Genomic DNA, 7,734 nt, shown 5'->3' on the forward strand with positions numbered 1-7,734 from the left:
GGTGATGGGCGAGCGTACGGGTCGGGTTGAGATGCTCGACCAGGTACTCGAAGGGCACGTCCTGGTGGGCGTACGCGGCCAGCGATGTCTCACGGACCCGGGCGATCAACTCGGTCAGCGTCGGACTGCCCGAGGTGTCCGTGCGCAGGACAAGCGTGTTCACGAAGAACCCGATCAGATCATCGAGACGGTGATCCGTACGGCCCGCGATCGGACTGCCCAGAGGGATGTCCCGACCCGCGCCCAGGCGCGTGAGGAGGGCCGCGAGTCCGGCCTGCAACACCATGAAGAGGCTGGCGCCCGTCGACCGTGCGAGGTCGGTCAGCCGCTGGTGCAACGCCGGGTCGATGCCGACCGTGACGTAGTCCCCGCGATAGGACATCACCGCCGGACGCGGACGATCGGCCGGCAGCGTCAACTGGTCCGGCAAGTCCGCCAACGCCCTTGTCCAGTAATCGATCTGCGTCGCGAAGAGACTGTCCGGATCATCCTGGTCACCCAGCAACTCGTTCTGCCACAACGTGTAATCCGCGTACTGCACCGCCAGATCCGGCCACCCCGGCGCCTCCCCCCGCACCCGCGCCGTATAAGCACGCGCCAGATCAGAAGCCAACGGACCGAGCGACCAGCCGTCACCCGCGATGTGGTGCAGGACCAGCAGGAGGACGTGCCGGTCCGGTGCGAGGCGCAACAGCTCGACGTGCAGGGGCGGTTCGATGGACAGGTCGAAGAGATGGCGGGACGCGGAGGTGAGGGCGGCGGGCAGCTCCGTCTCGGTGATCTCGGTCGCGGGCAGTTCGGCGGTGACAGAGTCGAGGACGTGTTGACGCGGGGTGCCTTCGGTCTCGGGGAACACCGTGCGCAGGCTGTCGTGCCGGGCCACCACATCGTCCACGGCTGTCCGCAGCGCCTCGGGGTCCAGCTCGCCCGTCAGCCGTAGGACGAGCGGAATGTTGTAGGTGGCGCTCGGTCCCTCCATCTTGTGCAGGAACCAGAGTCGGCGCTGGGCGAAGGACAGCGGGACGGGGTCGGGAAGTGGCTGCCTGGTCAGGGCCGGCCGCGCGGGCCCCGCGGTGTCGAGGCGGGCCGCCACCGCGCCGGCGGTCCGGACCTCGAAGAGGGTGCGCAGACCGATCTCGACGCCGAAGGCGGCCCGGATCCGGGCGATCAGCCGGGTGGCCAGCAGCGAGTGACCGCCCAGATGGAAGAAGTCGTCGTCCACCCCGACCCGCGGCAACCCGAGGACCTGCGCGAACAGATCGCACACGATCTGCTCCTGCGGCGTACGCGCCGCCCGCCCCGACCCGTCCGAGGCGGACTCGGGCGCGGGCAACGCCGCACGGTCCAGCTTGCCGTTGGCCGTCAGCGGAAGGCCCTCCAGGGGTACGACGGCCGAGGGCACCATGTGCTCGGGCAGCCGTTCCCGCGTGAACTCCCTTACGTCGTCCGGCCGTAGGGTGTCCCGCGCCACCACGTAGGCCACCAGGCGGGGCCTGCCGGGGTCGTCCTCGCGGACCAGGACGGCGGCCTGGGCGATGTCGGGGTGCCCGGTCAGCACGGCCTCGATCTCGCCGGGTTCGACGCGGAACCCGTGGATCTTCACCTGGTGATCGGCCCGGCCCATGAACTCCAGTACGCCGTCAGAGCTTTGGCGCACCAAATCGCCGGTCCGGTACATCCGGGCACCGGGCTCGGGGGCATAGGGGTCCGCGACGAAGCGCTCGGCGGTGAGATCAGGGCGGTGCAGATAGCCGCGGGCCATGCCGGCGCCCGCGATGTACAGCTCCCCCACCACACCGGGTGGCACCGGCTGAAGCCCGGAACCCAGCACATAGGCACGGGAGTTGGCGATCGGCCGGCCGATCGGTGCGGACACCGGCCAGTCGTCGGGGTCCGCGCCCAAGGTGTGGGCCGTGACCACATGCGTCTCGGTGGGGCCGTAGTGGTTGTACAGCGCGCGGCCGGGCACCGACCGGTGGAAGTCACGGACCGCGCGGCTCAGGGTCAGCGCCTCACCGGCCTGGGCGACGGTACGCAGCCGCGGCAGTGTCCGGCCCTGTTCGACGGCGGCCTCGGCGAGGGCTTCCAGCACCAGGTTCGGCGCGAACAGCTCCTCCACCTGGTGCTGGTCCAGCCACGCGGCGAACCGGGCCGCGTCACGCCGGACGTCCTCGGCGGGGATCACCAGCGTCTTGCCGAAGAGCAGGGCCGACAGCACCTCCTGCGCGGACACGTCGAAGCTGATCGCCGTGAACTGCGCGGTCCTGGTGCCCGGTGCGCCGCCGACCGCCTCATGGTGCCACTCCAGAAGGTTCAGCAGCGCGCCCGCGGGCATGACGACGCCCTTGGGTCGTCCGGTGGAGCCGGAGGTGTAGATGACGTAGGCGGGGTGGTCGGGTGCGAGGGCGATGACGGGGCTGTGGGTGGGCCGGTCGGCGAGGTCGGCGGAGGCGTCCGCGGCGTCCAGGAACAGAACGGGGGTGCCGGGCACCGCGGGGAGGTCAGACCCCGCCGTCGTGGTCGTGAGGAGAAGCCCGGGGCGGGCGTCGGCGACCATGTGGGTCAGACGAGCGTGGGGGTATTCCGGGTCGAGGGGGAGGTAGGCGGCACCGGCTTTGAGGACGGCGAGGACGGCGATGACGAGGTCGGCGGAGCGGGGCAGCGCGAGGGCGACGACGCGTTCGGGGCCCATGCCGCGGGCCGTGAGCAGATGGGCCAGCCGGTTCGCCCGCTCGTCCAGTTCCCGGTAGGTCAGGGTGGCCCCGTCGCAGACCACCGCGGGCGTGTCCGGGGTCTTGTCGGCCGCTGCCTCGAACAGCCCCGGCAGGGTTGCCCCCGCCGTCCGGGGAACCCCGTCGGGGACGGCCGACAGGGTGGCGCGTTCCTCGTCGGTGAGCAGGTCGATCCGCCCGGTCGGCCGCTCGGCGTCGGCGGTGACGATGGTGAGCGCCCGGGTCAGCCGGTCGAGGAGCCCGACAGCCGTGTCCCGGTCGATGAGGTCGTCGCGGTAGTCGAGGCGGAGGTAGAGGCGTCGGCCCGGGGCGGCGATCAGGGTGAGCGGGTAGTGGGTCGCGTCCCGCCCGCGGCCGAGGTCGGGGGCGATCCGCAACTCCGTGTCCGGCAGTTCACCGGTTTCGTCCCAGGGGTAGTTCTCGAAGACCATGGCCGTGTCGAAGAGGTCGCCGGTACCGGCCAGTTGCTGGATGCGGGCCAGCCCGAGGTGGTGGTGCACGGTCAAGCGCGTCTGTTCCTCCTGGAGACGCGTGACGGTGGACCGCAGCGACCGCGCGGGGTCCAGTGCGACCCGGACGGGCACCATGTTGATGAACAGGCCCACCATGGCCTCGACGCCGGGCAGTTGTGGGTCGCGGCCCGCTACGACGGTCCCGAACACCACGTCGTCCTGCCCCGTGTGCCGGCTCAGCACCAGTCCCCAGGCGGCCCGCAGAACGGTGTTCATGGTCACGCCCTGCCGGCGCGCCCAGTCGGCAAGCGCCGCCGTACGGTCCTCGTCCAGTTCGACGGTGAGGCGCTCCGGCATCCGGGCGGCCCGCGTCGGATCCACCGGAGTGAGCAGGGTCGGCTGCTCCAGGCCGGCGAGCGCCTCGCGCCAGGCGGCGTCCGCCGCCGTCCGGTCCTGTCCCGCGAGCCAGCCCAGGTACTGCCGGTACGGGGTCACCCGGGGCAGCGCGGCGGCATCGCCGTGGCTGCCGTACAGCGTGGTCAGCTCGCGGACGAGGATCGGCGTCGACCAGCCGTCGAGCAGGATGTGATGCGTGGTCATGATCAGCCGGTGGTGTTCCGCTGCCAGCCGCACCAGGGAGAAGCGCAGCAGGGGTGGCTCGGCCAGGTCGAAGCGGCGGGCGTGCTCCTTGGCGGCGATCCGGGCCAGTTCCGCCTCCGCCTCGGCGGCGGGCAGCGACGACAGGTCGGACTCCTCCCACGGCAGCTCCACCTGGCGGGGGATCAGCTGCACGGTCTGTCCCGAGTCCACCTGCCGGAACCCGGCGCGCAGATTCGGGTGCCGCCGCAGCAGGGCGCGGACCGCCGCCCGCAGGCGCGCCGCGTCGAGGGCACCCCGTACGTCGAAGACGTGCTGTACGGCGTAGACGTCCGCCCCGTCCTGCTCGTAGCGGGAGTGGAACAGCAGCCCCTCTTGCATGGGAGTGAGCGGAAGGATGTCTTCCAGGCCGGACGGCGTCATTTCTGAATCCTCCACGCGGCTTCGAGCTGCTCGATGTCGTGCTGGCTGAGTTCGGCCAGGGGGAAGTCCGAGGGGGTGTGGCCGCCCGTGCCGGACCGGTCGCCGTGCCGGACCAGGCCGCGGATCGCCTGGAACCAGTGCTCGGCGAGCTCACGGACGTGGTGCTCGGGCCAGAGATCGGGAGCCCATGTCCAGACGGCCTCCAGCCATGGTCCGTCCGGGGTCTCACGGACCATGGAGTTGACCTCCAGCCCGTGCGCCAGCGCGGTCCCCGGATCGGCGCCGCTCAGCAGACCCGTCTCCGACGCCACGGTCCACGCGGGGTTTCCGGGCACCACCGGTGTCCCCGCCGAGGGGAAGCGGCCGAGGTAGTTGAATCCGAGTTGGGGCACGGCGAGCCCGGCCAGCTGCGGCCCGGTCTCGGGATTCAGGTGGCGCAGCAGACCGAAGCCCATGCCCCGGTCGGGCAGCGCCCGCAGCTGCTCCTTGACCCGTTTCAGCGCCGGTCCGAGGGCCGGGCCGCCGCCGACGACGTCCTCCCAGAGCAGTGGACCCGGATCGACCCGGACGGGATACAGCGAGGTGAACCAGCCCACGGTGCGTGCCAGGTCCACGCCGTCGACGAGCTCCTCGCGCCCGTGCCCCTCCACGTCCACCAGCACCGCCGTGTGCCGCCCGCGGGCCCGGCTCCGGCGGCACTGCGCGACGGCCAGGCCGAGGGCGGTGAGCAGGACGTCGTCCACCCCGGCGTGGAAGGCCGTCGGCACCGTCGTCAGGAGCGGGGTGGTCACGTCGGGCGGCAGGCAGAGGGTGAGGTCACGGGCCCGGCCCACGGTGTCCCGTACGGGATCCAGCCGGCCGACCGTGAGCGGCGGGTCGGCGGCGGCGAGCAGGTCGGCCCACAACGTCACCTCCGCGGCGCGGCCCGGTCGGCGGGCCTCCGCGGCCAGCAGCCCCGCCCAGCGGCGCAGCGAGGTGGCCACCGGCTCCAGCTCGGCCGGCCGGCCGAGCCGGACCGCCTCCCACGCGGCGACGAGATCCGGCAGGAGGACGCGCCAGGACACGCCGTCCACCACGAGATGGTTGACCAGGAACAGCAGTCTGCCGGGGCGGACCGGTCCGGCGTCGAACCAGACCGCTTGGAGCAGCGGCCCCCGCTCGGCCGACAGACGGGCGGCCGCCGCCTTCACCTGGTCGCGGACCAGCGCCTCGTCGATGTCGACGCCGCCGACGTCCACGACATGCACCAGGTCGCAGGCCGTCACGGAACCCACCGGTCCGACCTCCAGCGACCACGGTCCGGTGTCCGGGCCGCCCGGAGCCCGGGTCAGCCGCAGCGCGTCATGGTGGTCGACCAGCGCCTGTACGGCCGAGACGAGGCGCTTCTCACCGAGATCGGCCGGCACCTCCAGCAGCATGGCCTGGTGGAACCCGTCGATCGCGCCGCCGCGTGCGTCGAACCAGCGCATGATCGGGGTCGGCTCCACCGTCCCGGTGCCGGAGTCGTCGGAATCCGCGTCCGCGGGGGCGAGTTCGTCGGCGACCTCGGCGAGTTGGGCCACCGTCCGCTGCTCGAAGACGTCTCGCACCGCGAATCCGACACCCGCCGAACGCGCCAGGCTGACCAGGCGGATCGAGACGATGCTGTCCCCGCCGAGGACGAAGAAGTCGTCGTCGCACCCGACCCGGTCCACCCCCAGCGCCTGGGCGAACAACTCGCCGAGCAGCCGCTCGCGCGCGGTGCGCGGCTCACGGCTCCCCGCCTCCACCGGCACGACCGGGGCGGGGGCGGGCAGCGCGGCGGTGTCGAGCTTGCCGTTGGCCGTCAACGGCAGGCGCTCCAGCGTGATGAACGCGGACGGCACCATGTAGTCCGGCAGCCGTCGGCGCGCGAACTCACGCAGGTCTTCCGGTGATGTGTCGGTGTCCGTGACGACGTAGGCGATGAGGCGGGTGTTGCCGGGCTGGTCCTCCTGGACGAGGACGGCGGCCTGGGCGAGAACGGCGGCTTGGGCGATGTCGGGGTGGTCGGTGAGTACGGCCTCGATCTCGCCCGGCTCGATCCGGAACCCCCGGATCTTGACTTGATGGTCGGCGCGGCCCATGAACTCCAGTTCTCCGCGCGGGCTTTGGCGTACCAGATCGCCGGTGCGATACATCCGGCCGCCGGGCTCGGGGGCGTAGGGGTCGGCGATAAAATACTCGGCGGTGAGGCCGGGACGGTTCAGATAGCCACGGGCCAATCCCTCACCCGCGATGTGGAGTTCACCGGTGACACCGGGCACGATGGGACGCAGTCCGGCGTCCAGGACATAGGTGCGCATGTTCGCCATCGGACGGCCGATGGGCACGACCGGACCACCGCTGTAGGGGTGGGTGACAGGGTGGCAGGTGGCAAAGGTGGTCGTCTCCGTCGGCCCGTACCCGTCTACCACCATCAGAGAGGGGCATGCCTCCTGGACACGTCGCACGGAGGTGGCGGAGACGGCTTCTCCGCCGGTCCACACCTGCCGCACCGAGGCCAGGCATTCGGGGGCGTGGTCGGCGACCACGTCGAAGAGGGAACTGGTCAGCCACAACGCGGTGACCCACTGCTCGCCGATGACCTGCTGAAGCGCAGGAACGTCCAGGTCACCGGCCGGGGCGACCACCACGGTCCCACCGTTCAGGAGGGGCACCCACAACTCGTAGGTCGAAGCGTCGAACGCGGTCGGCGAGTGCAGCAACACCCGCTCATGAGCCCGCCCGTCGAAACGAGGGTCCAGCGCCAGCGCCACGACATTGCGGTGGCTGACCACGATCCCCTTCGGGACGCCGGTCGAACCGGACGTGTACATCACGTACGCCGCATCGTCCGGCGCGACAGCCACGTTCGGTGCCTCGTACTCGCCCTCCCCTGCGGCACTGCCGAGGACGAGCAAGTCCGTTGGCAGCGACGTGAGTTTCGACCGCGAGGACTCGTCGGTCACGACGAGTGAGGCGCCTGTGTCGGTCAGGACGTGGCGGATGCGCTCGGCCGGGTAGCGCTCGTCGAGCGGCACATGGACGGCGCCGGCCTTCGTCAGCGCGAGCACGGTGACCACCGTCGCCACGGAACGCCGCAGAAGGACGGCGACGGAGTCACCGGGGCGCACTCCCCTGACGATCAGCTCATGAGCGAACTGGTCGGCGCGGGCGTCGAGTTCCGCGTACGTCAGGGAGGTGTCCCGGTCCGTGACAGCGGGCGCGTCCGGAGTCCTGGCCGCCTGTCGCGTGAAGAGTTCTCCCAGGGAGACGCCCGGCAGGGTCAGGGCCGTGTCGTTCAACTCGATGACGCTCTGCCGGTGTTCCTCGTCGGAGAGGATGCCGATCGTGCCGAGTGGCTGGTCGGGGTGGGTGGTGGCCGCGTCCAGCAGCCGGACCCAGCGGTCGAAGAGGGCCTGGACGGTGGGAGCGTCGTACAGGTCACTGGAGTACTCGACGGCCCCCGTGATGCCCTCGGGTTCGCCGTGGGCGCCGCGCCGTTCGGTGAGGCTGAAGAACAGGTCGAA

2 protein-coding genes are annotated in these 7,734 nt (G+C 71.5%); both read right to left on the reverse strand.

The window, feature by feature from the left end:
• Positions 1–4,162 (reverse strand): amino acid adenylation domain-containing protein (locus CCN72_RS33205; protein ID WP_279630305.1); only part of this gene is annotated, 4,162 nt, incomplete at its 3' end.
• Positions 4,163–4,200: 38 nt separating this feature from the next.
• On the reverse strand, positions 4,201–7,734 hold a 3,534-nt coding region (locus CCN72_RS33210), incomplete at its 5' end, for a non-ribosomal peptide synthetase (protein WP_143664284.1).

It is taken from the genome of Streptomyces murinus (assembly GCF_002154555.1).
In the GTDB taxonomy this organism is placed as follows: domain Bacteria; phylum Actinomycetota; class Actinomycetes; order Streptomycetales; family Streptomycetaceae; genus Streptomyces; species Streptomyces murinus.